This is a genomic window from Pseudomonas sp. NFACC41-3 (assembly GCF_900109505.1).
Lineage (GTDB): Bacteria > Pseudomonadota > Gammaproteobacteria > Pseudomonadales > Pseudomonadaceae > Aquipseudomonas > Aquipseudomonas chlororaphis.
The window spans coordinates 273,822-297,561 of the sequence record NZ_FOAE01000004.1; the positions used below are offsets into that span (position 1 = coordinate 273,822).

Annotated in this window: 28 protein-coding genes; 3 read left to right on the forward strand and 25 right to left on the reverse strand. The window is 60.8% G+C overall.

Annotated features, from left to right (window positions below; translation table 11 throughout):
* Positions 1 to 120: 120 nt before the first annotated feature.
* From BMY68_RS19360 to BMY68_RS19430, 15 genes are all read right to left on the reverse strand, one after another.
* Positions 121 to 732, reverse strand: coding sequence for a phage tail assembly protein (locus tag BMY68_RS19360; RefSeq protein WP_085529968.1), 612 nt, complete (start codon positions 730 to 732; stop codon positions 121 to 123).
* A gap of 152 nt (positions 733 to 884) precedes the next feature.
* A complete protein-coding gene (locus tag BMY68_RS19365) occupies positions 885 to 1,391 on the reverse strand; it encodes a phage major tail tube protein (RefSeq protein ID WP_085529967.1) in 507 nt (168 codons plus the stop codon).
* A complete protein-coding gene (locus BMY68_RS19370) occupies positions 1,391 to 2,557 on the reverse strand; it encodes a phage tail sheath protein (RefSeq protein ID WP_007924004.1) in 1,167 nt (388 codons plus the stop codon). The genes BMY68_RS19365 and BMY68_RS19370 overlap by 1 nt, the downstream gene beginning before the upstream one ends.
* Positions 2,558 to 2,559: 2 nt before the next feature.
* On the reverse strand, positions 2,560 to 2,781 hold the full coding sequence (locus BMY68_RS19375; protein WP_085529966.1) for a hypothetical protein: 222 nt from the start codon (positions 2,779 to 2,781) through the stop codon (positions 2,560 to 2,562).
* Positions 2,782 to 2,865: 84 nt separating this feature from the next.
* Entirely contained in the window at positions 2,866 to 3,168 is a 303-nt protein-coding gene (locus BMY68_RS19380; protein ID WP_085529965.1) for a hypothetical protein, read from the reverse strand.
* A 2-nt stretch (positions 3,169 to 3,170) separates the two neighbouring features.
* Complete coding sequence (locus tag BMY68_RS19385) at positions 3,171 to 3,953, reverse strand: phage tail protein (RefSeq protein WP_085529964.1); 783 nt, start codon at positions 3,951 to 3,953, stop codon at positions 3,171 to 3,173.
* Positions 3,954 to 4,047: 94 nt separating this feature from the next.
* Positions 4,048 to 4,578, reverse strand: a complete 531-nt coding sequence (locus BMY68_RS19390) for a phage tail protein (RefSeq protein WP_085529963.1) — start codon at positions 4,576 to 4,578, stop codon at positions 4,048 to 4,050.
* Positions 4,575 to 5,309 (reverse strand): phage tail protein I, encoded by a 735-nt coding sequence (locus BMY68_RS19395; protein WP_085529962.1) that lies wholly within the window; start codon positions 5,307 to 5,309, stop codon positions 4,575 to 4,577. Before BMY68_RS19395 ends, BMY68_RS19390 begins: the two co-directional genes overlap by 4 nt.
* On the reverse strand, positions 5,306 to 6,301 hold the full coding sequence (locus BMY68_RS19400) for a baseplate J/gp47 family protein (protein ID WP_053259812.1): 996 nt from the start codon (positions 6,299 to 6,301) through the stop codon (positions 5,306 to 5,308). The genes BMY68_RS19395 and BMY68_RS19400 overlap by 4 nt, the downstream gene beginning before the upstream one ends.
* On the reverse strand, positions 6,298 to 6,630 hold the full coding sequence (locus tag BMY68_RS19405; protein ID WP_007924012.1) for a phage baseplate protein: 333 nt from the start codon (positions 6,628 to 6,630) through the stop codon (positions 6,298 to 6,300). Before BMY68_RS19405 ends, BMY68_RS19400 begins: the two co-directional genes overlap by 4 nt.
* 14 nt (positions 6,631 to 6,644) lie before the next feature.
* Positions 6,645 to 7,253, reverse strand: coding sequence for a phage baseplate assembly protein V (locus BMY68_RS19410; RefSeq protein ID WP_007924013.1), 609 nt, complete (start codon positions 7,251 to 7,253; stop codon positions 6,645 to 6,647).
* A 3-nt stretch (positions 7,254 to 7,256) separates the two neighbouring features.
* Entirely contained in the window at positions 7,257 to 7,781 is a 525-nt protein-coding gene (locus tag BMY68_RS19415) for a hypothetical protein (protein WP_085529961.1), read from the reverse strand.
* Between the two features lie 235 nt (positions 7,782 to 8,016).
* Positions 8,017 to 8,781, reverse strand: coding sequence for an N-acetylmuramoyl-L-alanine amidase (locus BMY68_RS19420; protein ID WP_085529960.1), 765 nt, complete (start codon positions 8,779 to 8,781; stop codon positions 8,017 to 8,019).
* 184 nt (positions 8,782 to 8,965) lie between these two features.
* A complete protein-coding gene (locus tag BMY68_RS19425) occupies positions 8,966 to 9,313 on the reverse strand; it encodes a phage holin family protein (protein WP_007924020.1) in 348 nt (115 codons plus the stop codon).
* A 530-nt stretch (positions 9,314 to 9,843) separates the two neighbouring features.
* The gene (locus BMY68_RS19430) at positions 9,844 to 10,578 is read right to left on the reverse strand and encodes a LexA family transcriptional regulator (RefSeq protein WP_175534852.1); all 735 of its coding nucleotides are present in this window, start codon (positions 10,576 to 10,578) and stop codon (positions 9,844 to 9,846) included.
* Between the two features lie 186 nt (positions 10,579 to 10,764).
* Between BMY68_RS19430 and mutS the strand changes: the two genes are divergently transcribed.
* Positions 10,765 to 13,344 carry a DNA mismatch repair protein MutS gene (gene mutS, locus BMY68_RS19435; protein ID WP_009042404.1) on the forward strand — a complete coding sequence of 860 codons (2,580 nt, stop codon included), beginning with the start codon at positions 10,765 to 10,767 and terminating at the stop codon, positions 13,342 to 13,344.
* 142 nt (positions 13,345 to 13,486) lie between these two features.
* A complete protein-coding gene (fdxA, locus tag BMY68_RS19440; RefSeq protein WP_007924025.1) occupies positions 13,487 to 13,810 on the forward strand; it encodes a ferredoxin FdxA in 324 nt (107 codons plus the stop codon).
* 501 nt (positions 13,811 to 14,311) lie between these two features.
* Here fdxA and rpoS read toward each other — a convergent pair.
* The 8 genes from rpoS to BMY68_RS19480 form a co-directional block, all read right to left on the reverse strand.
* Positions 14,312 to 15,316, reverse strand: a complete 1,005-nt coding sequence (gene rpoS, locus BMY68_RS19445) for an RNA polymerase sigma factor RpoS (RefSeq protein ID WP_007924026.1) — start codon at positions 15,314 to 15,316, stop codon at positions 14,312 to 14,314.
* Positions 15,317 to 15,422: 106 nt separating this feature from the next.
* Positions 15,423 to 16,256, reverse strand: a complete 834-nt coding sequence (locus BMY68_RS19450; protein ID WP_007924027.1) for a peptidoglycan DD-metalloendopeptidase family protein — start codon at positions 16,254 to 16,256, stop codon at positions 15,423 to 15,425.
* Positions 16,257 to 16,465: 209 nt separating this feature from the next.
* Positions 16,466 to 17,101, reverse strand: a complete 636-nt coding sequence (locus tag BMY68_RS19455) for a protein-L-isoaspartate(D-aspartate) O-methyltransferase (protein ID WP_172963011.1) — start codon at positions 17,099 to 17,101, stop codon at positions 16,466 to 16,468.
* Between the two features lie 41 nt (positions 17,102 to 17,142).
* Entirely contained in the window at positions 17,143 to 17,892 is a 750-nt protein-coding gene (gene surE / locus BMY68_RS19460; RefSeq protein ID WP_009042402.1) for a 5'/3'-nucleotidase SurE, read from the reverse strand.
* Positions 17,880 to 18,938, reverse strand: a complete 1,059-nt coding sequence (gene truD / locus BMY68_RS19465; protein ID WP_085529959.1) for a tRNA pseudouridine(13) synthase TruD — start codon at positions 18,936 to 18,938, stop codon at positions 17,880 to 17,882. Before truD ends, surE begins: the two co-directional genes overlap by 13 nt.
* Complete coding sequence (gene ispF / locus BMY68_RS19470) at positions 18,935 to 19,408, reverse strand: 2-C-methyl-D-erythritol 2,4-cyclodiphosphate synthase (RefSeq protein WP_007924033.1); 474 nt, start codon at positions 19,406 to 19,408, stop codon at positions 18,935 to 18,937. The genes truD and ispF overlap by 4 nt, the downstream gene beginning before the upstream one ends.
* A gap of 52 nt (positions 19,409 to 19,460) precedes the next feature.
* Positions 19,461 to 20,312 carry an S-formylglutathione hydrolase gene (gene fghA, locus BMY68_RS19475; RefSeq protein ID WP_162094495.1) on the reverse strand — a complete coding sequence of 284 codons (852 nt, stop codon included), beginning with the start codon at positions 20,310 to 20,312 and terminating at the stop codon, positions 19,461 to 19,463.
* 83 nt (positions 20,313 to 20,395) lie between these two features.
* Positions 20,396 to 21,508: an S-(hydroxymethyl)glutathione dehydrogenase/class III alcohol dehydrogenase gene (locus BMY68_RS19480; protein WP_007924035.1), complete on the reverse strand. Its 1,113-nt coding sequence runs from the start codon at positions 21,506 to 21,508 to the stop codon at positions 20,396 to 20,398.
* Positions 21,509 to 21,614: 106 nt separating this feature from the next.
* Between BMY68_RS19480 and BMY68_RS19485 the strand changes: the two genes are divergently transcribed.
* Positions 21,615 to 22,511, forward strand: a complete 897-nt coding sequence (locus BMY68_RS19485) for a LysR substrate-binding domain-containing protein (protein WP_009047227.1) — start codon at positions 21,615 to 21,617, stop codon at positions 22,509 to 22,511.
* Between the two features lie 122 nt (positions 22,512 to 22,633).
* Here BMY68_RS19485 and ispD read toward each other — a convergent pair whose 3' ends face one another.
* On the reverse strand, positions 22,634 to 23,341 hold the full coding sequence (ispD, locus tag BMY68_RS19490) for a 2-C-methyl-D-erythritol 4-phosphate cytidylyltransferase (RefSeq protein ID WP_085529958.1): 708 nt from the start codon (positions 23,339 to 23,341) through the stop codon (positions 22,634 to 22,636).
* On the reverse strand, positions 23,338 to 23,616 hold the full coding sequence (ftsB, locus tag BMY68_RS19495) for a cell division protein FtsB (protein ID WP_007924039.1): 279 nt from the start codon (positions 23,614 to 23,616) through the stop codon (positions 23,338 to 23,340). The genes ispD and ftsB overlap by 4 nt, the downstream gene beginning before the upstream one ends.
* Positions 23,617 to 23,740: the final 124 nt, after the last annotated feature.

Below are 23,740 nucleotides of genomic sequence, written 5' to 3' on the forward strand. Positions count from 1 at the left end.
ACTCCTCTTTCACGCCAAGGCGAGTGATCGCGATGTCGTAGCGGCGCAAGGCCTTGCCAGCGTCCCACTCCAGGATTTCCGCCTCACTTACCGAGTAAATGAGCGGCACCACATCGAGAATCACTTCGATGTCGCGCTCCGAAAGAAGGCCGCCGGTTTGTTTAAAAAATCGTCGATGCGCTCTTGCAGCTGCGTCCAGTCAGGCACGCTGAGCAGCGCCAGGTCGGGCAGCATCAGGCCGGTGCAATGCGCGGTGATGAATTCGGCGCGCTCCTTGGTGGTCTTGAGCTTCTTCATCACCTTGGTCGCTCGCAACGCGGGCATTTCCAGGGTCAGGGACGTCAGGCGCTGGCCCGCCACTTCAAATGGCAACAGCAGGTTCACCTGGTCCAGGTCGCCCTGCGCCGAGGCGTCGCCAGGGGTGTCGCTGGCCGTTTCAGACTCGGCGCCCTGCTGGAGGAAGTACGCAGCCGGGCGTGTCGACATGTCATGGACGTACTGCGCGATGCTCACGTAGTCCGGCCGCTTGAGCTGGTCGAGCTCATTGGCCGACAACCCGGTGGCCAGCTTCGCCAGCTCGAAGAACTGATCGTCCTCATCATCGCCGGCGCGGGCCAGGGCCTCTTTTTGCGCGGCATAAAACAATGGTTTGAGCTGAATCTGCGCGATCTGCGACTCATCGTCGGCGGTGATCGGGCACAACAGGACATGGAGCGGAGGCGTCCAGGACATGAATGAATTCCTTGATAAAGGGGGTAGCAGCGAGTTGCTCGCGATTGGGGATTGAGCGACGACTGTGATGTGGCTGTTGCATTGCCATCGCGAGCAAGCTCGCTCCTACAAGAGTGTTGCAGGGGGTATTGCAAAGGGTGTTGCCAGGGGGGTTACGGCATCAGCACCGCGCGACGGGCGTCGCCGAGAATGTCGACGCCGCTGAGCACGAACTTTTGGGTGCGCACGTCGATGTCGATCACCGGCACGCCGTTCTCGATGCGGTTGTAAGTACGGCAGGCGAGTTCCAGGGTGGTGGTGGGTTTTTCATTCATCTTCATGGCCGTTTCGGCCAGGGATTTCAGCTTGCCGCCCACGGTGTGGTAGGTGAACCAGGTCTTGCCATCCTGATCCTGGCCCGCCTCGCGGACATTGAGCAGGATGTCGTCACCCAGCTTCACGCCCAGCGCCAGCATGATTTCCGGCCCCAGGCCCTGCAGCTTGAGGGTGGCCGTCAGTGCCTTGCCGCCCTTGGCCATTTCTTCGCCGATGAAGCGCCCGCCGCGCATCTCTTCCATGTCGAATTCGATCTTCGGCGGGGTGAACTCTTCCACGGTCGCCGACAACGGCAGGCCTTGCAGGGTGGCCGCGATGGCCTGTCTTACGCGGTTGGTAAACATTAGAGAACATCCTCCAGGAACTGCTCGATGATTTCATCGCGGGCGTTGAGCTGATACACCATGTGCTCGTTCGGCGCGTAGCGGCCGTAGTCGATGACCACGTACCAGGTACCGTTCTTGTACTTCTCGACGCTGTTCAGCTCGGGGTGCAGGTACACGCTGCCGCCCGGGATGGTTTCGTCGGCGACCAGGGTCTGCAGCCAGTCGTTGATGCGCTTGACCTCCTGGTCCATGAAGGACTTGGTCAGGTTCTTGGCCATGGCTTTCTGCCCGGCCTTGACCAGCTTGCGGCTGATGGCGTCTTCCAGGCCGACATAGCTGATGAACTTGCCGGTGATGGAGCGGTTACCCAGCAGCGAGAAGCCGCCGAGCACGGTGCGGGCGTAGTAGCTGACGCCGTAGCGGTTGAGCAGGTCGCCCTCGGTCGAGGTGTCGAGGATGTTGTATTCCACGGTCCGCGAGACGTCTTCGGCGAAGGTCACCTGGTTGCCCGGGCTCTCCCACTGCTTGACCTTGGCCAGAGCGGCGATGGCCAGGCTCGACGGCGCCAGGAACACGTTCTTCTTCGCCGCCTTGGAGTACACGGCCGGCATGTTGTGCACCACCAGGCAACGGTCGAAACCCAGGTCCGCACCGCCCAGTTCCTTGCTGTAAGTCACCTGGTCGGCGACCGAGGCGTCCTTGCCGTCGAGCACCACACGGGCCTTGATGCGCTTGCCGAAGGCAGCGAACTCACCGGCCACCGCCTTGGTGCCGGTGAAGCCCGGCGCGCCGATGATGGTCAGGTCTTCCGGGACACTGCCCAGGGCAGCCAGGCCGAGCTTGCGGCCGGTGGTGGCATCGACGCCGCCGATCACGTTGTTGACGGTGTCGGCCGGGGTCGCGCCCTCTTCGACGATCACCACATAGACCGGGACCTTGACCACTTTGAGGATCTGGTACACCGCCTGGAACAGGGTGCCCGACTCAGCGCCGGTCGGGTCCAGCAGGGCCTGGGTGGTGAAGCTGTTGATGCGAAACGGCGCATTGCGCGGAATCAGCGGGTCAGCCTTCGGCGCGGTGCCGACCAGACCGATGACGTTGTCACCTAGGCCACCCATGGCCTCGGGGGATTCGGTGGCATTGACGGTAATGCCGTTGTGCTCGAAGTTCAGGACCTCAGCCATGGTTATTCAGCCTTCTTGGCAGCGGCCTTTTTGGCCGCGGTGGATGGGGTGGCCGCTTCGGCCGATTGGCGCGCCGCGAGGACGCTGGTCAGTTCCAGGCGACCGGCGGCACGCAAGGCACTGGCCTCTACGTCGAGCAGGTCGAGCTGTTGGTCGACCTTCGACCAGTGGCCGCCACCGGTGGGGAACGGCACGAGGACGGTGTAGGTTTGGCGGATGGACATGTATGAGTTTCTCCAGACGCAAAAATACAGAAGCCCCATTGAAGGGGCTTTCGCAGGATAAAAAAACGCTTGCGCGGTGCGAGGTTAAGTACGATCAGGCAGCGGATAGAGCGCCTTGATTTGAGCAACCTTGTCGCGCCAGGCTTTTTCCTTTTCAGGGGTCTCGTCGTATTGCCACTCGAGGAATAGGGGATCCGCTTCAGTGGTATAGAGAGCTCGTCGGGCCATAATCACGTTTTCCAGGATTGTTGCGCGCTCCGCCTCCAGGCAGATCTCGTCGGCACGCAGCTCACTGAATCCAAGCGCGACCAGTGTGGGCCGGTCTGCCGGCACATTGATCAGGGTTTCACCCGAAGCGGTTACGAGCTTATTGATATAACCAGTCATATTTAAGCGCTCTTGGCTGCGTAGCGTTTATCGTTGTCAATGGTGTAAGCCATTCTGTTTTCCGGGTAAGTCTCATTCAGCTCTTTAGCACTGATTGCGTACGGCTTTACATACCAGGAAATTTCATACTCTGGCATGACCGACTCACTGATCTTCACTTCAGTTTCAACACGGCTATAGCTCACGGGATTTGCAAAACTCTTGGTCACGGCATAAGAAAGCCCCCCGCGCAAATAGCATCCGGACTCCTGTGGAGAATTGGTCAAGGCCCCGGAAACAGTGCCGTTCCACATAGGCTTAACCCCGGTAACAGGCCTGGCAATACTCAGCATGCCAAACTCCACGCGGCGAACAGTTTCTCGATAAGTTTGCGAGATGCGCTTCATGGTCAAAAAGTTTGCATCACCATTCCAAGGGATTCCACACCCTTCCATTTGCAGATTCAAACCCGCCACATGAGGTTCGAAGTTGTTATTAAACGGGTTTTTCTCGGTGTCTCGACTGAAGTTCCGAGAAATCACAATTTCAGATATCCCCTCCTCGTTGCCCGGCATACGCCACCAGACAGGATAAAAAATATTTGTCGACAGCCCTGTCAGGTCAATCACTTGCGTATAAGACGCCCGACCATTGATATCCTTTGCCTGGACACTATTACGCCAGCTGGTGAACTGATTGAATGCGGTATCCACTCGTGCATCGATCTTACCGATTTGATTGGTAACCGTATCTGTCAGTTTGTTGCATGCATCCACTACTTTCGTAATGGTCGTCTCAATTCCCATATATGCCCCACAGACCAAAATTTATATTAAAAACGCTCACGTAAAAGCACGCCGCGCACTTATGAAAAACACACGCCAAATAAACATGTCATCGCTATTTGGCTTCCAGCGACCTCACGCGCCACATCAAGTCAACATGACGGGACATATTATCAATGGAGGCCGCCGCCAAGAGGGCGACTTCTTCAGCCAACAATACGTTGAGGTTTTCATTACCTACAACAATCGTCACGCTATCCGCCGGCAATGGCGAAATATCCAACGTGAACTTCTGCAGCACCCGCGCCGCCGCTGCTTTGTAAGTTAGTAACTTTCCGGCAATGGAATACACCGCCAACAAGGTCCCACTCGCGAGATAAAAGCCGAACTCGCCAATTTCATACTCATCCTCGCCATCAAACAACGCGGCCATTCTGAGTTGCCGGTCGCCCAGGTCCTCGTAGTCCACGATCGCCACTCGCTGGCGCTCGTCGCGCAGGGCTGTTTCCGTGCCGTTCGGGTTGTAGCGGCCGGTACCGGCGCCGATGTGGGTGATCTCACCTTTCAAGCCTTGGTTCTTTGCCGTCAACACTTCATCCAGACCGGCGGAAGTGAAGCGAACCAAGCGCGTAATGTCGTCTGTCATAGCTGCGCCCTGAGGTCGTAGTCGTTAATGGTGTAGTGCTGGGGGACCCCGGCACTGTTAAGGCGAGCGCCGAGCTCGAATTCAGGCAGTGCTCCGTCAAGACAGAGTTCGCCATCGCTCAGCGCTGTATCCATGCCGCCGCTCATGGTCAGCGAGCCGCGCAGCTTCACTTCGGGCAAGGCCCCTGGCTGGCTGTCGTCGCCGATGCTCAAACCGGGATCGGCCCCCGCCGCCAGCCGTACCCCGCCTGTGGTTTGATGAACGATGGTGATGGTGCCTTCGTCGCGCTCGCTCTTGGCGGCGTTGATGCGGCGTATCAAGCGATTGTGATCACCGCTGGACCAGTCGCGGACAATGATTGCCTGCACATCGAAGGTATAGGGATGCCCCTGCGGTCGCTGCTCGTACCAGGCCGCGATGTTGGGCATGAAGCCCAGGGACTCGACGGCATGACTCAATGCCTTGTTGGTCCCAGCCTGCCGCTGGATCTGCCAGGACAGCGAAACGGTCAAGCGTTTTTCGGCTTCGCTGGCTTGCGCGTCCCATTCGCTGACCCCGCGGTCCGCCGCCAGGTAGGGCAAGAAGTCCGCAGGGGTCCGGGCAGGACTCATCAGTTCGGGAAAAGGCGGGTCCACACGTTCGAGCAAGCGGGCGAAACCGAGATCGAGGGCCTTTTCCAGCGCTGAGCTGTTGGCCGGCAGCAGGCTCAAGCGAACAGTGTCGTCACTCATAGGGTACGCACCTCCACTTCAACCTCCGTGCAATACGGCGCCTGGAAAGCCGTGGTCACGATCGGTTGCACCGGCTCGAGAATCTCCAGCTGTACCGCTCCTGCCGTATGCAGCGTGTAATCGATCCAGCTCGGATCCACCCGCCCTTCCAGGCGATGACAGCTGTCGGCGTACGCCTGCAATTGCTGCTGCGTAGCGAGCTGGGTCAGTCCGGAATCGGGCCCCGGGTTGATCTTGGCCACCACGCGGATCTTGTAGGGTTTGATCTGTGCCGCCTGCACCGTCACCCGATCCGTTTCCGGCTTAACATCCGGTCGCGCAAAGTGTTTGCGCACGCCTTCGAGCAGGTCCTCGGACGGCGTGCCGTCGCCTTCCCGCGAGAGCACCGTGACCTGGACTTCGCCCGGCGCGGTACGGCGCCCGTTGCCATCCTTGACCTGAGCGGCGAAACCGTCCGGGTCGAAGGTGTAGGTGACGGTCACCACGCCCGCCTCGGTGGAGTCCACCTTCACCGTCGGCCGCTCGCCGAGGGTGAAGACTTCGCGGCGGTACTGCATGCGCGAACCGGCGGCCGGCGCGTGGGGCGCCAGGTAGTAGCGCAGACGAGCGTCTTGGTCGCTTTCATAGACCGCGGGCACCGGCGGAAAGGCCGCCGGATCGCCCGGGTCGAGCAACTGCCGCTCCAGGCCCATGTCCGCCAGGCGTGCATCGAGATTGCTGCCGGTGGCCCACCAGGCCAGCATCTGCTTGATGCGGGCGTTGTACTTGCGCTCATGGGTTTGCAGGCGCAGGCAGAAGGCTTCCAGCGCCAGGGTCAGCAGCTCGCTTTCGTTGGCCAGGCTGGCCTGAAGTTTCTGCGCATTGGCGGGGGAACGCTGGGCCACGTAATCGACGACGAAGGTCTTGAACTCGGCGAGCAGTGGCTCGAACTCTTCGACGGTGACAATGGCCGGCTCGGCCAACTGGTGTTCACCGGGTATCAGCATGCTCATGTCACGACCTCGAACGTCTGTTGGCGGTTTTTCCAGGTGCCGGCGAAGCGCAACAGCAACCCGGCGCCGCGCCGGCTGGCGACTATGACCTGCGGCTCGAAATCGCCGATGCCGTTCTGCTCGTTATAGAACGCCTGCGCCGCATGGCTCTGGGCGAGGATCAGCAAGTCATCGCCGAGGTTCTGGCCCAGCAGGTCGGGAATCAGCGAGCCGTACAACGGGCGCTTCTGCCGCGTGCCCAGCGGCGTGGTCAGGGCGCGGGTCGCGCGCTGCACGAACTGCAGCCAGTCATCGACCGCGGCGCCGGTGTTTCTATCGACTCCAATCATGGGAAGCCTCTTAATCAAGGGCTGATAACGCGGCCCTGGTGTTCCACCAAGGGGCCGCTGAAGTGGATGCCGGCGCTGTCGAGCAAGATGCCGACCGCGCCCAGCCGCAGCTCGATCGCCTCGGGCCGCATCGCCAGCCGGGCGGGACCGATGCTCAACTCGACCGCCTCGCGGGAGGCGGTGAGCGCGGTCGGGCCATTGCTCCAGCTCAAGACATGACCGGCATCGTCATAACTGCTTTGGGTGCCATCGGCGTATTGGCGGCGGGTCAGCGCGGCCAGGGTCGACACCGGTGGAAAGCGGTCGCAGTTGAGGCCAAACAGCGCCACCGACTGCGCGCCGCCGTCGCCGCCACCGTAGTTGAACAGCAGGCACTGCTCGCCCACGGAGGGAATGCGCGACTCGCTTTGCGCGCCGGCGCTGGGGTTGAAGAAGCGGATCGCCGGGGTCAGCAGCTCTCCGTGGCTGACCCGGCAGGTGTTGCTGGCCGCATCGACCGCCTGGCACACACCGATACGGCAATGGTTTTCCGCCCGTCGGTGCAAGTCATCGAGTTCGGTTTCCATTTCGGCCAGGCGCTCGATGATCGGGCCCAACTGCATGCGCAGCAGCTCGTCAAACATGGCTCAACCCTCCAGTGCTTGGTATTGGTCGGGGTCGTCGATGTTCGAGACTTCCCAGGTGCGGGCGAACTTCGGTATGCCGGTCGGGTCGTCCAGCAAGGGCTGCCCGAGGTACAGCGTCTGGGTGAACGACAGCGTCCAGGCGGCGTATTGCTGCTCGCCGCGAATCAGGGTCGAGGGCAGGCCCTCGAGGTTCATCGGCAGGTCGCATTGCGCTGCCGGCAGGCCCCAGCGGTTACCCGTGGCCAGGTCCTTCAGCACGCTCGCGAGATCGCAGGCCTCGAACCCGGACCGCTCGGCCCCCACAGCCGCCACGGCTTGCAGCGAGATCGTCAGGACATGGGCGATACGCCCTTCCTGGCTACGCATGCCCGGGGCATCGCGCTCGATCGCTATCAGCACCCAGGCCTGGTCGAGCAGACCATCGAAATCCTGGTGACTGCCAACCTTTAGGCCAAGGCCCGCCCCTCGCAGGGTCTCGGCAATGGCGAAAAACAGCTGCGACGGCTTGTCGATGACTACAGGCATAGAGAGGCCTCCTGTTCAGATATCAGGGGTTGAAGTTGCGCAGGAGCGCTGCGGATGTCGCGCGAGATGGGGGGAACAGCGAATGCCGGTTTGGGCAGGATTCTTGATCGCCAGGTCGGCGAGCGACGTCAGGAACGGAATGGGTGATGCAACGGATGGCTCACGAGACTTCGCTGAGGTCCGGCATCACCTTCGATGGAGCCCCCTGCCCTGCGAGCGGTTCGCCTTGATCGAATCAGGCGTACTTCTCGTTCAGCGCATAAAGAATCGCGCAGGTTTCCACGTCCAGTTTCCCGGTGTAGTTCTTCGGCCTGAAGTGCATCTGGAACGCCCGTACCAGCGACTGGAAGAAGTCGTCCGTTGCCTGGGCCGGCACGCCATAGCCGTAGGTGGCGAAAGCCTTGAGCACTTCGGCACGCTCGGGCAGTCCCGCGGCGCGGAATTGCTGGACGTATTTCTTCTTGGTCGGCTCGTCGTACCAGGCGCCAATGCCGGCTTTGTAGAGCTCTTTCCAGGGCAGCTTGGGGCCCGGATCGGATTTGCGGCCCACCGCGATATCGGAGTGGCCCACCACGTTTTTCGGCGACAGGTCCGGATAACGCTGGAGAATATTCAGGGCCAGCTGCTTGAGCGCCTCGACCTGGGAGCGTTCGTAGTCCGGGAAGGTGAAGACGCCATTGACATCGGTGGCCTCATTGACGATCTCAATGCCGATGGAGGTGTCGTTCAAGCCGCTGCGACCGGCCCAGTCACTGACACCGGCATGCCAGGCGCGGTCTTCTTCGGCCACCAGGTTGAAAATTCGTTGTTCCTGGAAGCCCGCGGCCTGATACGTCGGATCCTGTACCGCCGGGATCAGGTAATGGGCACTCGCCGCGCCAGTGGTCAGCGCCTTGACCGATGCCTCGAAGTTCAGCGCCGTGTAATGCAGCACCAGGAAACGCACCCGCTTGTTGTAGGGCGCGAGGGTGCGGTAGCTGTTGTAGTCGATTGGGATCATGGTTTTGCCTCTCTTTGAAACGTATGGGTGTACGACGCTGGGCCGTATCTGGCACCTCCCGGCCGGGAGGGTTGATTGAGTGCCGTTCAATACGAGTACGCGTCCTGCGTCAGGCGGGTAGATATCCACGTGGATAAGGCGGCAGGGTCGACTTAATGAATGAACGAATGCTTGCGGCAGTTGTTCAGGCGTCCGAACGGGGATCCTTGGGCGGCACCTCACACACACCGAGCCGCTTGGCCGCCCAGCGCTCGTAGAGCCCGATGGCCACATCGGCGCCCGCCATGGCGGTCAGGCAACCGAAGGCGCCGGCGGTCCAGATCGATACGCCGGCGGCGTACAGCAGCATGATGGTCGAGACCCCGCAAATCACGCAGGCCCCGGAGCGCAGGGCCAGGCGCCGCAGCAGCAACCAGCCGCGGGCGCCCTCCTTGTCGGCGCGCCACATTTCGCCGGACACCCCACCCACCAGGGCAAGGACGATGACAAGCCAGATGGGCATGTCCAGCAACGCTTGTTGCTCGTTTGTCATGTCACTCCTCCTGAGTGGAAAAGGCCAATGCGCTGGCCTGGTATTCAATTGGCTTGTGTATCAACGGTGCATATCCCGGCATGGCCCACGGTAGGTAGGCATTCCAAAAAGCCCGGTCGCCCGGGCTTTTCAGTAATGCGGTCCAGTTTCAAGGGGACCTGATCGTTCGGCGCTACTGGCGCGGTACGGATCCATTCAAATTGTTCCTCCGACCGCGGTCCCTGCCCGCCGGATAACTGTTCACGGTGCTTTACGCTGCACACCCGGGTCAGTTGCCAACCCTCTGAACCGTCGAGGCCGGTTCATCGCTGCCTTTGCTTTTGCCACTAAAGAGCGGTGTTGCTCGCCGCTGTCGGGCGGCTTGGAACGAATAATATGCATGTATGCATATACAGTCAATGCACAAATGCATTTATTTATGCACGACAAATGCGCCTGCGCATGAACACCGCATAAATAAAGGCGTGAAGGGTTTTCCACAGGCACAAAAAAGCCCGCTCGATGGCGGGCTTTGGCGTTATGGGCTGCGGTTAACGGGCGTACATGCCCCACCAGAAGACGTGACCGAGGATGACGATCTGCTCTTCCTGCATTTCCTGGAAGCTGTAGTCCTCATCCGGATGTTCGTCGCGGTTGAAGCTACGCAGGCGAATGCCGGAAGGCAGGCGATAGAGCTGCTTCACCCGCAGCTGACCGTTGTGGTTGATGGCATACAGGTCGCCGTCGATGATGTCGCCGATACCGCACTTGCCGGCATTGACCCCCACCGTGGCGCCATCGCGCAGCACCGGCAGCATGCTGTTGCCGCGGACCGTCACGCATTTGGCCTGGTCGAACTGCACGCCATTGTGCCGCAGGCTGCGCTTGCCGAAGCGCAGGCTGGAGCGCTCGCTTTCCTCGATGACGAATCTTCCTGATCCCGCAGCCAATTCAACCTCGCGAAGAAAGGGGACCGACACCTCGTCGTCATCGACGGGGGTATCGTCGTCCCACAGACTTATGTCCTTGAGTTCCGAATGCGGATCGGCCGACCGGGCAGAGGCGACAGCCGCGCGCCCGCGCAGTTGATCGGTGCTCACCAGGAAGTACTCGGCGATCCGCGAGATGTGTTTGTCCGAAGGATCGACAATCTTGCCGCTGAGGATCCGCGAAAGGGTGGATTGAGGCACGCCGGTACGCCGATGGAGTTCCGTGGGGGAAATGCCATCGCGATCGAGCAGCTCTCTTAAGACGGTAGAAACGTTGCGCTTTTGCATAATGCGCATATTGCGGGTTATTTTCGCCGACGGCAAATGCTAAAATGCATACTCATGCATAAAACACCCAAAATCCTGCAGGGTTCATCCCTGCGAAGGTCGGACCGCCCATGGTAACCTTGCGCCCATCGCGAAAAGCCGGGCCCATGCCCTCTGCTTTTGCCCACCCTTTCAACGAATCAACCTGACGACCCGATGAATAAAGCGCTCACCGATCTGTCCTCCCACACGCCGATGATGCAGCAGTACTGGCGCCTCAAGAACCAGCACCCCGACCAGCTGATGTTCTATCGCATGGGCGACTTCTACGAAATCTTCTATGAAGACGCGAAGAAGGCCGCCAAGTTGCTGGACATCACCCTGACCGCGCGCGGGCAGTCGGCTGGCCAGGCGATTCCGATGTGCGGGATTCCTTATCACGCCGCCGAAGGTTACCTGGCCAAGCTGGTGAAGCTCGGCGAGTCGGTGGTGATCTGTGAACAGGTCGGCGATCCGGCCACCAGCAAGGGCCCGGTGGAGCGCCAGGTGGTGCGGATCATCACCCCGGGGACCGTCAGCGACGAGGCCCTGCTCGATGAGCGCCGAGATAACTTGATCGCGGCGGTGCTGGGCGACGAGCGCCTGTTCGGCCTTGCGGTGCTGGACATCACCAGCGGCAATTTCACGGTCTTGGAAATCAAGGGCTGGGAAAACCTGCTGGCCGAGCTGGAACGCATCAACCCGGTGGAACTGCTGATCCCGGACGACTGGCCACAAGGCCTGCCGGCGGAAAAACGCCGTGGCGTGCGCCGTCGCGCGCCCTGGGACTTCGAACGCGACTCGGCCCACAAGAGCCTGTGCCAGCAGTTCTCCACCCAGGACCTCAAGGGTTTCGGCTGCGAGAACCTGACCCTGGCCATCGGCGCCGCCGGCTGCCTGCTGAGCTATGCCAAGGAAACCCAGCGCACCGCCCTGCCCCACCTGCGCAGCCTGCGCCACGAACGCCTGGACGACACTGTGGTGCTCGACGGCGCCAGCCGGCGCAACCTGGAGCTGGACACCAACCTCGCCGGCGGCCGCGACAACACCCTGCAATCGGTGGTCGACCGTTGCCAGACCGCCATGGGCAGCCGCCTGCTGACCCGCTGGCTGAACCGCCCGCTGCGTGACTTGAAGGTCCTACAGGCGCGGCAGACCTCGATTGGCTGCCTGCTGGACGGTTACCGCTTCGAAAGGCTGCAACCGCAGCTCAAGGAGATCGGCGACATCGAGCGGATCCTCGCCCGTATCGGCCTGCGCAACGCCCGCCCCCGCGACCTGGCGCGCCTGCGCGACGCCCTGGCAGCGCTGCCGGAACTGCAAGTGGCGATGACCGAGCTCGAGGCCGAGCACCTGAGCCAACTGGCCGTGACCACCAGCACTTACCCGGAACTGGCCGCGCTGCTGGAGAAAGCCATCATCGACAACCCGCCGGCGGTGATCCGCGATGGCGGCGTGCTGAAGACCGGTTACGACGCCGAGCTGGACGAGCTGCAATCGCTGAGCGAAAACGCTGGCCAGTTCCTCATCGACCTGGAAGCCCGGGAAAAGGCCCGTACCGGCCTGGCCAATCTGAAAGTTGGCTACAACCGGATTCACGGCTACTTCATCGAATTGCCAAGCAAACAGGCGGAACAGGCCCCGGCGGACTACATCCGCCGCCAGACCCTCAAGGGCGCCGAACGCTTCATCACCCCGGAGCTCAAGGCCTTCGAGGATAAGGCGCTGTCCGCCAAGAGCCGCGCCCTGGCCCGCGAGAAGATGCTCTACGAAGCCTTGCTGGAGACCCTGATCGGTCACCTGCCGCCGCTGCAGGACACCGCGGGGGCACTGGCTGAGCTGGACGTGCTGAGCAACCTGGCCGAGCGAGCGCTGAATCTCGACCTCAATTGCCCGCGCTTCGTCAGCGAGCCATGCATGCGCATCACCCAGGGTCGCCACCCGGTGGTCGAGCAGGTCCTGACCACGCCGTTCGTGGCCAACGACCTGAGCCTGGACGATCAGACCCGGATGCTGGTAATCACCGGTCCGAACATGGGTGGTAAATCCACTTATATGCGGCAAACCGCGCTGATCGTGCTGCTGGCCCATATCGGCAGCTTCGTGCCGGCAGCGAGCTGCGAGCTGTCCCTGGTAGACCGGATCTTTACCCGGATCGGCTCCAGCGATGACCTGGCCGGCGGTCGTTCCACCTTCATGGTGGAAATGAGCGAAACCGCCAACATCCTGCATAACGCCACCGAACGCAGCCTGGTGCTGATGGACGAAGTGGGTCGCGGCACCAGTACCTTCGATGGTCTGTCCCTGGCCTGGGCTGCGGCAGAACGTCTCGCCCAGCTGCGGGCGTACACCCTGTTCGCCACCCACTACTTCGAGCTCACCGTCCTACCGGAAAACGAACCGCTGGTGGCCAATGTGCACCTCAATGCCACCGAGCACAACGAACGCATCGTGTTCCTGCACCATGTGCTGCCAGGCCCTGCCAGCCAGAGCTATGGCCTGGCCGTGGCCCAGCTGGCGGGGGTTCCGAGCGATGTGATCGTCCGTGCCCGCGAGCACCTGAGTCGCCTGGAGACCACCAGCCTGCCCCATGAAGCACCGTCTCCGGTAGCGGGCAAGCCTTCGGTCCCGCAGCAAAGCGACATGTTCGCCAGCCTGCCGCACCCGGTCCTCGATGACCTGGCCAAGCTCGATCTGGACGACATGACCCCGCGCAAGGCACTGGAAATGCTCTATACATTGAAGACACGCATCTAACGCTGATGCTTTCAAGCTGTTAGAATCTCGCGCGGTTTGGGATGCTGCGGACTATTAGCCTGGTCCGCAGACTATCGCTCCCGAACCTGGCGACCCCGTCCTGAAGGGGCTCCGCTGCCGCCGCCTGAGGAGAGAATTAGAAATGACCTTCGTCGTCACCGACAACTGCATCAAGTGCAAGTACACCGACTGCGTAGAAGTCTGTCCGGTGGACTGCTTTTACGAAGGCCCGAACTTCCTGGTGATTCACCCGGATGAGTGCATTGATTGCGCGCTGTGCGAGCCTGAATGCCCCGCTGTAGCGATCTTCTCCGAGGACGAAGTTCCAGAAGAGATGCAGGAATTCATTCAGTTGAACGTTGAGCTGGCCGAGATCTGGCCCAACATCACTGAAAAGAAAGATTCCCTGCCCGATGCCGAAGAGTGGGATGGCGTCAAAGGCAAGATCAAAGATCTCGAACGCTGATTACCTCGCGTTCCCCAAAAAGGCCCGTTGCGGGCCTTTTTGCTGTTCCGGATTCACTTTTACGCAGGCAAAAAAAAGGGGCGGTATGACCCGCCCACCTTTTTTCCCTAGTCCCTGTGTTCCTTTTCATCGTCCTGATGAATCGCATCCTGCGATGTCCTGACCATCATCCTTGATGGCTGTGTCTATCCGTCGACACAGGGCTGATATTAGAGAGTTTCCATGACAGAGCAATGGCACTGACAGGTAGAAAACGTGTCGAACACTGCTCTAATCATTAAAATAAGTTCTTGTTAATCAAAAAGATAACTAAAAACCTCAGATCAAACAGACAACTTTCATACCGCATAAAAACCGAACACTTACGAAAGAGTCAGCCTTTACTTACATGCTCGTTCAGCTATTGAACATGCGCCTGCATATTTCATCTGACTCCTATCGATTACCCAATAAAAAGCCCCGAACGTGTCGGGGCTTTTCACGGCAGGACTGCTCGTGCCGTTACTGGAACAGGGACTCGCTGGAGAGGCCGTTCTTCTCGAGGATCTCACGCAGACGCTTGAGACCTTCGACCTGGATCTGACGTACCCGCTCTCGGGTAAGCCCGATCTCCAGGCCCACATCTTCCAGGGTGCTGCTCTCGTGGCCGCGCAAGCCGAAGCGGCGAACCACCACTTCACGCTGCTTGTCGGTCAATTCAGAAAGCCACTGATCGATGCTTTGCGACAGGTCGTCATCCTGCAGCAGCTCGCACGGATCGGTAGGACGATCGTCGGTGAGGGTGTCCAGCAGGGTTTTATCCGAATCCGGACCCAGCGAGACGTCGACTGAAGAAACCCGCTCGTTCAAGCCCAGCATGCGCTTGACCTCACCTACCGGTTTCTCCAGCAGGTTGGCGATTTCTTCAGGGGAGGGTTCATGGTCGAGTTTCTGTGTCAGCTCCCGAGCTGCCCGCAGGTAGACGTTGAGCTCTTTGACCACATGAATCGGCAGCCGGATAGTCCGGGTCTGGTTCATGATTGCCCGTTCGATGGTTTGACGGATCCACCAGGTGGCATAGGTCGAGAAGCGGAAACCGCGCTCCGGATCGAACTTCTCCACCGCCCGGATCAGACCGAGGTTGCCCTCTTCGATCAGGTCCAGCAGCGAAAGCCCACGATTGACATAACGCCGGGCGATTTTCACCACCAGACGCAGGTTGCTTTCAATCATGCGCTTGCGCCCGGCCGGATCGCCACTTTGCGACAGACGCGCAAAATGAACTTCTTCTTCCGGAGAGAGCAATGGGGAAAAGCCGATTTCATTGAGATACAGCTGCGTCGCGTCGAGCGCTCGCGTGTAATCAATGTACTTGTGTTGTTTCAATGAAGCGGAGTGTTTGGATTTGGCACGAACTGAAGGTACAGCAGATCCCTCATTCGACATCGAATCAGTGGCGATATCCGTCTCCATAAGGAGAACTTCATCGTCGATGTCAAACTCCGGCACTTCTTTACTGAGAGCCATTGTTATAGTCCTTTGGTGAGTTCGACCTCAGGCTCAAGCGACGCCTTTATCCTTGGCAACGCTGGAACCTGTTCCCTCTACGTGACGGAACAGGCTTGGTAACGGATCAACGACGTGGCAGGAATTGCAGCGGATCTACAGGTTTACCTTGTCGGCGAATCTCAAAGTGCAGTTTCACCCGGTCTGTACCAGTTGATCCCATTTCGGCAATTGTCTGTCCGACTTTGACCTGCTGCCCCTCCCGAACCAACAGCCTACGGCTGTGGCCGTAAGCACTGACGTAGGTATCGCTGTGTTTGATGATGACGAGTTCGCCGTAGCCCCTTAAGCCACTCCCGGCGTAAACCACCGTCCCATCAGACGCAGCTAAAACAGGCTGTCCCAAATCCCCGGCGATATCAATGCCTTTATTCAAACTACCGTTTGAAGAGAATTTTCCAATCAGAATACCGTTCGCAGGCCAGCCCCAGCCCTTTGGCGCGGGGCCTGCAGGCGGTAATGGAGCCGGCGCGGGCTGGCTCGCAATCGTTGGCGCGGCCCCTGCCGGACGACGAATTACCGTGGTTTTACTTGAAGAAGATGCACTGGAAGCCGACTTTGTAACCACGGCTGTCGGGGCCGAACCCGAGCGGCCGTCGAAGCGGATGGTCTGCCCTGGATGAATAGTGTACGGCTCGGCAATATTGTTGCGCGCGGCCAGGGCCTTGTAGTCCCAGCCATAACGGAAGGCGATGGAGAACAGGGTGTCGCCGCGACGAACCGTGTATTGCCCCGTGGTCACCGTCGGGCGCTGCGGTACCGCGCTGGTGCGATCGACGACCCGGGCGCTGCTCGACTTATTGCTCGAACAGCCGACCAACAGAGAACTCAAGACAAGGCCAATCACCAGTCGCTGAAAGCTTGTTGTACCCATACGCTGCGCAATGACTGTGAGACTCACCCGCCGCTCCCTTTGTGGTGGTTGAAGATAAATAGTGCCTGGCTCAGGCATGAAATGTCGCAAGTATAACCGGCTGCCCACGCTTTATTCCCGGCAAAGCGAAATCGGCAGGCACCAGCCTATCGATCAGGGTTCAAGGTTACTTAACCGATTGATCAAGCTGTAAGACCAAGCCGATCAAACAGAATTCACCCGCTCCAAACAAATGCTCAGGCCAATGGCCCGTTGAGCAAGGGAACGAAGCGAACCGAGCCGAGAACCTGCCGTGAAAACCCCTGCTCCTCACGAATGACCAGCATCAGTTGCTGCACTTCGCCGGCACCGACTGGAATCACCATCCGGCCACCGGGCGCCAATTGGTCCAGCAGGGCCTGGGGGATGTCGGTGGCGACCGCCGTCACGATAATCCCGTTGTACGGCGCCAGCGCCGGCCAGCCTTCCCAACCGTCGCCCCAGCGGAATACCACGTTGCGCAGGTTCAGCTCGACCAGACGCTCCTTGGCCCGATCCTGCAACACCTTGATGCGCTCGACCGAGAACACCCGCTCCACCAATTGCGACAATACCGCCGTCTGGTAACCCGACCCGGTGCCGATCTCCAGTACCTTGTCCAACGGGCCAGCCGCCAGCAGCAACTCGCTCATGCGCGCCACCATATAAGGCTGCGAGATCGTCTGGTTGTGCCCGATCGGCAGGGCCGTGTCTTCATAGGCGCGATGTGCCAGGGCCTCGTCGACGAACAGATGCCGCGGTGTACGCCGAATGACTTCCAGTACCTGGGCGTTGGACAGGCCTTCATCGTAAAGACGCTGGATCAGGCGTTCGCGAGTACGCTGGGAAGTCATCCCGATACCGCGACGCAACAAATCGTCCTGCTCGCGAGCCATCAGCGCAGCCCCTCCAGCCAGCCATCAAGACTTCTGAAAGCATCATTGAAGGTGCGATCGAGCTGCAACGGCGTGATCGACACATAGCCCTGCATGATGGCGTGGAAGTCCGTACCCGGGCCGCCGTCCTCGGCGTCCCCCGCCGCGGCGATCCAATAACCGGCCTTGCCGCGCGGGTCGACCGTCTTCATCGGCGCCGCCGCACGGGCGCGATGGCCCAGGCGAGTCAACTGAATGCCACGAATGTGATCGATCGGCAGATTGGGAATGTTCACGTTCAGCACGGTACGTGGTGGCAGATCCAGCTGCCCGTGGGCCTCGACCAGTTTGCGGGCGAAATAGGCAGCCGTCGGCAGGTTATCCACCTGACGCGAGACGAACGAAAAGGCAAACGCCGGCAGGTTCAGGAAACGCCCTTCCAGGGCCGCGGCGACGGTGCCGGAATACAGCACGTCGTCACCCAGGTTAGCCCCGAGGTTGATTCCGGACACGACCATGTCCGGATCGCGTTCCAGCAGCCCGTTGAGGCCCAGGTGCACGCAATCGGTGGGGGTGCCATTGATACTGATGAAACCGTTACTCAAGGTGTGCGGGTGCAACGGCCGGTCCAGCGTCAGCGAGCTGCTGGCGCCGCTTTTGTCCTGGTCCGGGGCGATCACCACGCACTCGGCGTAATCCGCCAGCGCAGCATGAAGCGCGGCGAGACCGGGTGCTGTTACACCATCGTCGTTAGAAATCAGAATACGCATGGGCTGTCCGTCTGCCCCACCGGCACCAGATCGACGAGTTCACGCACCAATACGGTGGCGAAGCATCCGGCCGGCAGGACGAATTCCAGTTGCAGAATGTCAGGCTCGGGATAATGCCACGTCAACCCGCCAATGGGCAGCCGCAGGATGCGACGTTCGTGGCTCATTCCGGCTTTAATCAACCAATCGCGCAGATCCGCTTCGTCGGCGGCCACCTGCTGCTCCAGCAGTTGGGTCGCCCCGGCGGCAGGCGATTCGCCTTCGCCCCACTGCGGGCCGGTCGGGTGCAAGTCGAGGATGGCCAGGCGCGGATCGCTGCATTCGGCTTCGCCGGCCGGGAAAAAACTGCGGCTGTCGGTGAAGGCCAGCAGGTCGCCGACCTGGGCCCGCTGCCAGCTGCCATCGGCCACGCGCGCCGCCAGCACCCGGTTGAACAGATAGCTGCGCGCGGTGGAAAGCAGCCGCGAACGTACATTGCGCTGCTCCGGCAAGGCCTTGCGGGCGGCCCAATCGCGGGCATCGACCAGGTTACCGCCGTTATGGCCAAAACGCTGGCCGCCGAAATAATTGGGGATGCCGTGTTTGGCGATCGATTGCAGGCGCTCTTCGATTCCCGCCTTGTCTGCCTTCAATTCGGTCAGGCGCAGGGTAAAGCCGTTGGCCGCATGGGCGCCGCGTTGCAGCTTGCGCTTGTGGCGGGTCAGCTTGAGGATCTTCAGCGTGTCGTTTTCAGCCGCCGACAGATCGGGATCCGCCTTGCCGGGCAACTGCACACTGAACCACTGCCGGGTCAGCGCCTGGCGATCCTTCAAGCCGGCATAGCTGACAGTGCGCAACGGCACACCCGCGGCCTTGGCAATCCGCCGTGCCGCTTCTTCGGTGTTCAAGCCGCGCTTTTCCACCCATAACCACAGGTGTTCGCCTTCGCCGGTCAGGGGAATGTCCAGGACTTCGTCGACCTGGAAGTCTTCGGCGGTGGCCTTCAGTACCGCGCTACCCAGGGCTTCGCCATAGGCCCGCGGGCCCAACAGTTGCAGTTCGTTCATGCGCGCAGCAACAAGGCAACGGAATGCACGGCGATGCCTTCTTCGCGCCCGACGAAGCCGAGCTTTTCGGTGGTGGTGGCCTTGACGTTCACTTGATCCAACTCGACTTGCAGATCCGCGGCAATCAGCGCGCGCATCGTTTCAATATGGGGGGCCATCTTCGGCGCCTGGGCCACGATGGTGTTATCGACGTTGCCGACCTTCCAGCCCTTGGCATGGATCAGTGCGACGACATGACGCAACAGCGCACGGCTGTCGGCGCCCTTGAACTGCGGATCGGTGTCCGGGAAATGTTTGCCGATGTCGCCCAGTGCGGCAGCACCCAGCAAGGCATCGCTCAGAGCATGCAACAGCACGTCGCCGTCGGAGTGGGCGAGCAGCCCGAAGCTGTGTGCAATACGCACGCCGCCCAGAGTGATGAAATCGCCTTCAGCGAAACGGTGCACATCGTAGCCGTGGCCAATACGCATAAAAAAACGCCCTGATTGAGTCAGGGCGTGATTCTACCTGCTTTGGCGGACATTAGCCGCTCAGAGCGCGCGCATGATGCTGCAGGTGGTCGCCGATGAAGCTGGCGATGAAGAAATAGCTGTGGTCGTAGCCGGGTTGCAGGCGCAACGTCAGCGGATGACCCGCAGCTTTCGCCGCCTGTTGCAGCACTTCGGGCTTGAGCTGATTGGCCAGGAAATCGTCACGATCGCCTTGGTCCACCAACAACGGCAACTTTTCGCTGGCTTCCTGGATCAGCACGCTGGCATCCCATTCGCGCCAACGGGAGCGCTCTTCGCCCAGGTAACGGGAAAAGGCTTTCTGCCCCCATGGGCAATCCATCGGGTTGCTGATCGGTGCGAAGGCCGACACCGACTGGTAGCGCCCCGGATTGCGCAACGCGCAGACCAGAGCACCGTGGCCGCCCATGGAGTGCCCGCTGATGCCGCGCTTGTCCGAGGCCGGGAAATGCGCCTCGACCAATGCCGGCAACTCCTGCACTACATAGTCATGCATGCGGTAATGCTCGGCCCAGGGCTGCTGGGTGGCATTCAGATAGAATCCGGCCCCCAGGCCGAAGTCCCAGGCGCCATCCGGGTCGCCCGGCACGCCAGGGCCGCGCGGGCTGGTATCCGGCGCGACAATGATCAACCCCAGCTCGGCGGCCAGACGCTGGGCACCGGCCTTTTGCATAAAGTTCTCATCGGTGCAGGTCAGGCCGGACAACCAGTACAGCACCGGCAGCTTGCCGCCCTGCTCCGCCTGCGGCGGCAGGTACACGGCGAACACCATGTCGCAGCCCAGCACCTCGGAATGATGCTTGTAGCGTTTGTGCCAGCCGCCGAAGCTTTTCTGGCAGGACAGGTTTTCCAGACTCATGGGCATTTCAGCCGCAGGCTTCAAGCTTCAAGCTGCAAGTTGGCGGTGATCGCTCTTGCAGCTTCCGGCTTGCAGCTTGCCACTGCTCCTTAGAAATGAATGACGGTACGGATGCTCTTGCCTTCATGCATCAGGTCGAAGGCCTTGTTGATGTCCTCCAGCCCCATGGTGTGGGTGATGAAGGTATCCAACGGGATTTCGCCGCTCTGGGCCATTTCCACATAGCTTGGCAACTCGGAGCGGCCACGCACGCCACCGAACGCCGAACCGCGCCAGACGCGTCCGGTAACCAGCTGGAACGGACGGGTAGAGATTTCCTGGCCGGCACCGGCCACGCCGATGATCACCGACTCACCCCAGCCCTTGTGGCAGCATTCCAATGCGGCACGCATCAGTTGCACGTTGCCGATGCACTCGAAGGAGAAGTCCACGCCGCCGTCGGTCATGTCGACGATGACCTCCTGGATCGGCCGGTCGAAGTCTTTCGGGTTCACGCAATCGGTGGCGCCCAGCTGTTTGGCGATCTCGAACTTGGCCGGGTTGATGTCGATGGCGATAATCCGGCCAGCCTTGGCTTTCACGGCGCCGATCACCGCCGACAGGCCGATGCCGCCCAGGCCGAAGATCGCCACGGTGTCGCCAGCCTTGACCTTGGCGGTATTGATCACCGCGCCGATCCCGGTGGTGACGCCGCAACCCAGCAGGCAGACTTTTTCCAGAGGCGCTTCTTTAGGGATCTTGGCCACCGAGATTTCCGGCAACACGGTGTACTCGGAAAAGGTCGAGGTGCCCATGTAGTGGAAAATCGGCTGGCCTTTATAGGAGAAACGGGTGGTGCCGTCCGGCATCAGGCCCTTGCCCTGGGTAGCGCGGATCGCCTGGCACAGGTTGGTCTTGCCCGACAGGCAGAATTTGCACTTGCCGCATTCCGGGGTGTACAGCGGGATCACGTGATCGCCCACGGCCACCGAGGTCACGCCCTCGCCGATGGCCTCGACCACGGCGCCGCCTTCGTGACCGAGGATCGACGGGAAGATACCTTCCGGATCGGCCCCGGACAGGGTGTAGGCGTCGGTGTGGCACACGCCGGAAGCGACGACCCGCAACAACACCTCGCCGGCCTTGGGCATGGCGACATCGACTTCAACGATCTCAAGGGGTTTCTTGGCCTCGAAGGCAACGGCAGCGCGTGACTTGATCATCCTGGGTCTCCAGCGAATAAAAACGAGACAGGGAGTGTAAAACAGCGCCTGACGATGAATAATCCGGACAAAAGCAAAACATTATTGCTGTACAGGGATAATCACCATGAACGAGAACCGCTGGGAAGGCATCGACGAATTCGTCGCCGTGGCCGAGTGCAGCCAGTTCACTGCCGCCGCGGAGCGCCTCGGAGTGTCGTCTTCCCATATCAGCCGGCAGATCGTCCGCCTGGAAGAACGGCTGCAGACCCGCCTGCTGTATCGCAGTACCCGCCGAGTGACCCTGACCGAGGCCGGGCAGACTTTCTTGCAGCATTGCCAGCGCCTGCAGGACGGGCGCGAAGAAGCGTTGCGCGCCGTCGGCGACCTGACCAGCGAGCCCAAGGGCATGCTGCGCATGACCTGCGCAGTGGCCTACGGCGAGCGTTTTATCGTGCCGCTGGTCACCAGTTTCATGGGGCTTTACCCGCAACTGCGAGTGGATATCGAACTGAGCAATCGCCCCCTGGACCTGGTGCATGAGGGCCTGGACCTGGCCATTCGCCTCGGTCGCCTGCAAGACTCACGACTGGTGGCGACCCGCCTGGCGCCACGCCGCATGTACCTCTGCGCCTCGCCGTCCTACCTGGAACGCTACGGCCGCCCCCACAGCCTGTCGGAGTTGAGTCGGCACAACTGCCTGATTGGCAGCTCGGACATCTGGCAACTGGAGCAGGACGGCCGCGAGTTCTCCCAGCGGGTGCAAGGCAACTGGCGCTGCAACAGCGGGCAGGCCGTGCTGGATGCAGCGCTACAGGGGGTTGGCCTCTGCCAGCTACCAGATTATTACGTGCTGGAACATTTGCATCAGGGCACCCTGATTTCCCTGCTCGAGGCGCATCAGCCGCCGAATACCGCGGTATGGGCGCTGTATCCGCAACAACGGCATCTGTCGCCCAAGGTGCGCAAGCTGGTGGACTATCTCAAGGAGGGGTTGGCCAAACGGCCGGAGTACAAGGATTGATCCGTAGCCGCTGCGGCAGGCTGCGATCGGCTTGAAGTACATGACGACTACAAAAAACGCGTCCCGTTCCGGGCCGTTCGCAGCCTGCGGCAGCGGCTACAGGGGCCCGCGAAAAGCTAAGCTCAGCGGCGATTGGCCCAACGCTGGCGCAGCCACTCCAGGTCTTCCGGACGGGTCACCTTGAGGTTGTCCGAACGCCCTTCGATCAGGCGTGGCGCCTGGCCGGCCCATTCCATCGCCGACGCTTCATCGGTAATCGCCACATCCGCCACCAGGCTGTCGGCCAGGGCGCGATGCAAGGCGCCAAGACGGAACATCTGCGGCGTATAGGCTTGCCAGATCAGGCTGCGGTCCACGGTTTCCAGCACCCGTCCGTGCTTGTCGATCCGCTTCAGGGTGTCACGAGCCGGCACCGCGAGCAGGCCGCCCACAGGATCATCCGCCAGTTCGCTCAGCAGCTTGTCCAGGTCATCACGGGACAGGTTCGGCCGTGCGGCATCGTGAACCAACACCCAGTCTTCATCCGCAGCGCCCTGGGCATGCAGATGGAGCAAGGCATTGAGGACCGATCCGGAACGCTCCGCGCCACCTTCGACCCGCTGGATCCGCGGGTCGTGGGCACAGGCCAGGGTCGGCCAGTAAGGATCGTCAAGCGCCAGGCTGACCACCACCCCCTTCAGGCAAGGATGGTCGAGGAAACAGCCGAGGCTGTGTTCGAGAATAGTGCGCCCGCCCAGTTGCAAGTATTGCTTGGGACGGTCCGCGGCCATACGGGCACCGACGCCCGCGGCAGGAATCACGGCCCAGAAGGCCGGCAGCGACTGGATCATTGGGCCAACTGGTAGAGGGTTTCACCCTCCTTGACCATGCCCAGTTCATGACGAGCCCGCTCTTCCACGGTCTCCATGCCTTTCTTCAATTCCATGACTTCCGCGTCGAGTACACGATTGCGCTCCAGCAGGCGCTCGTTTTCAGCGCGCTGATCGGCAATTTGCTGAGTCAGGTCGGTTACCTGCGCCAAGCTGCCATTCCCCACCCAGAGGCGGTACTGCAGGCCAGCCAGCAGCAAGAGCAAGACGAGGAACAACCAATTGGGACTGCGCATCGAATATCGGGTATCCAGTGAAAAAAGACAGCCATGCCAACAACTTCGAACCTACTGACAGCACGAAGCCTGGAAGAACCAGGCTTGTGCTCTTAAGGCATCAGATTAGTGGCAAAAATCTCGC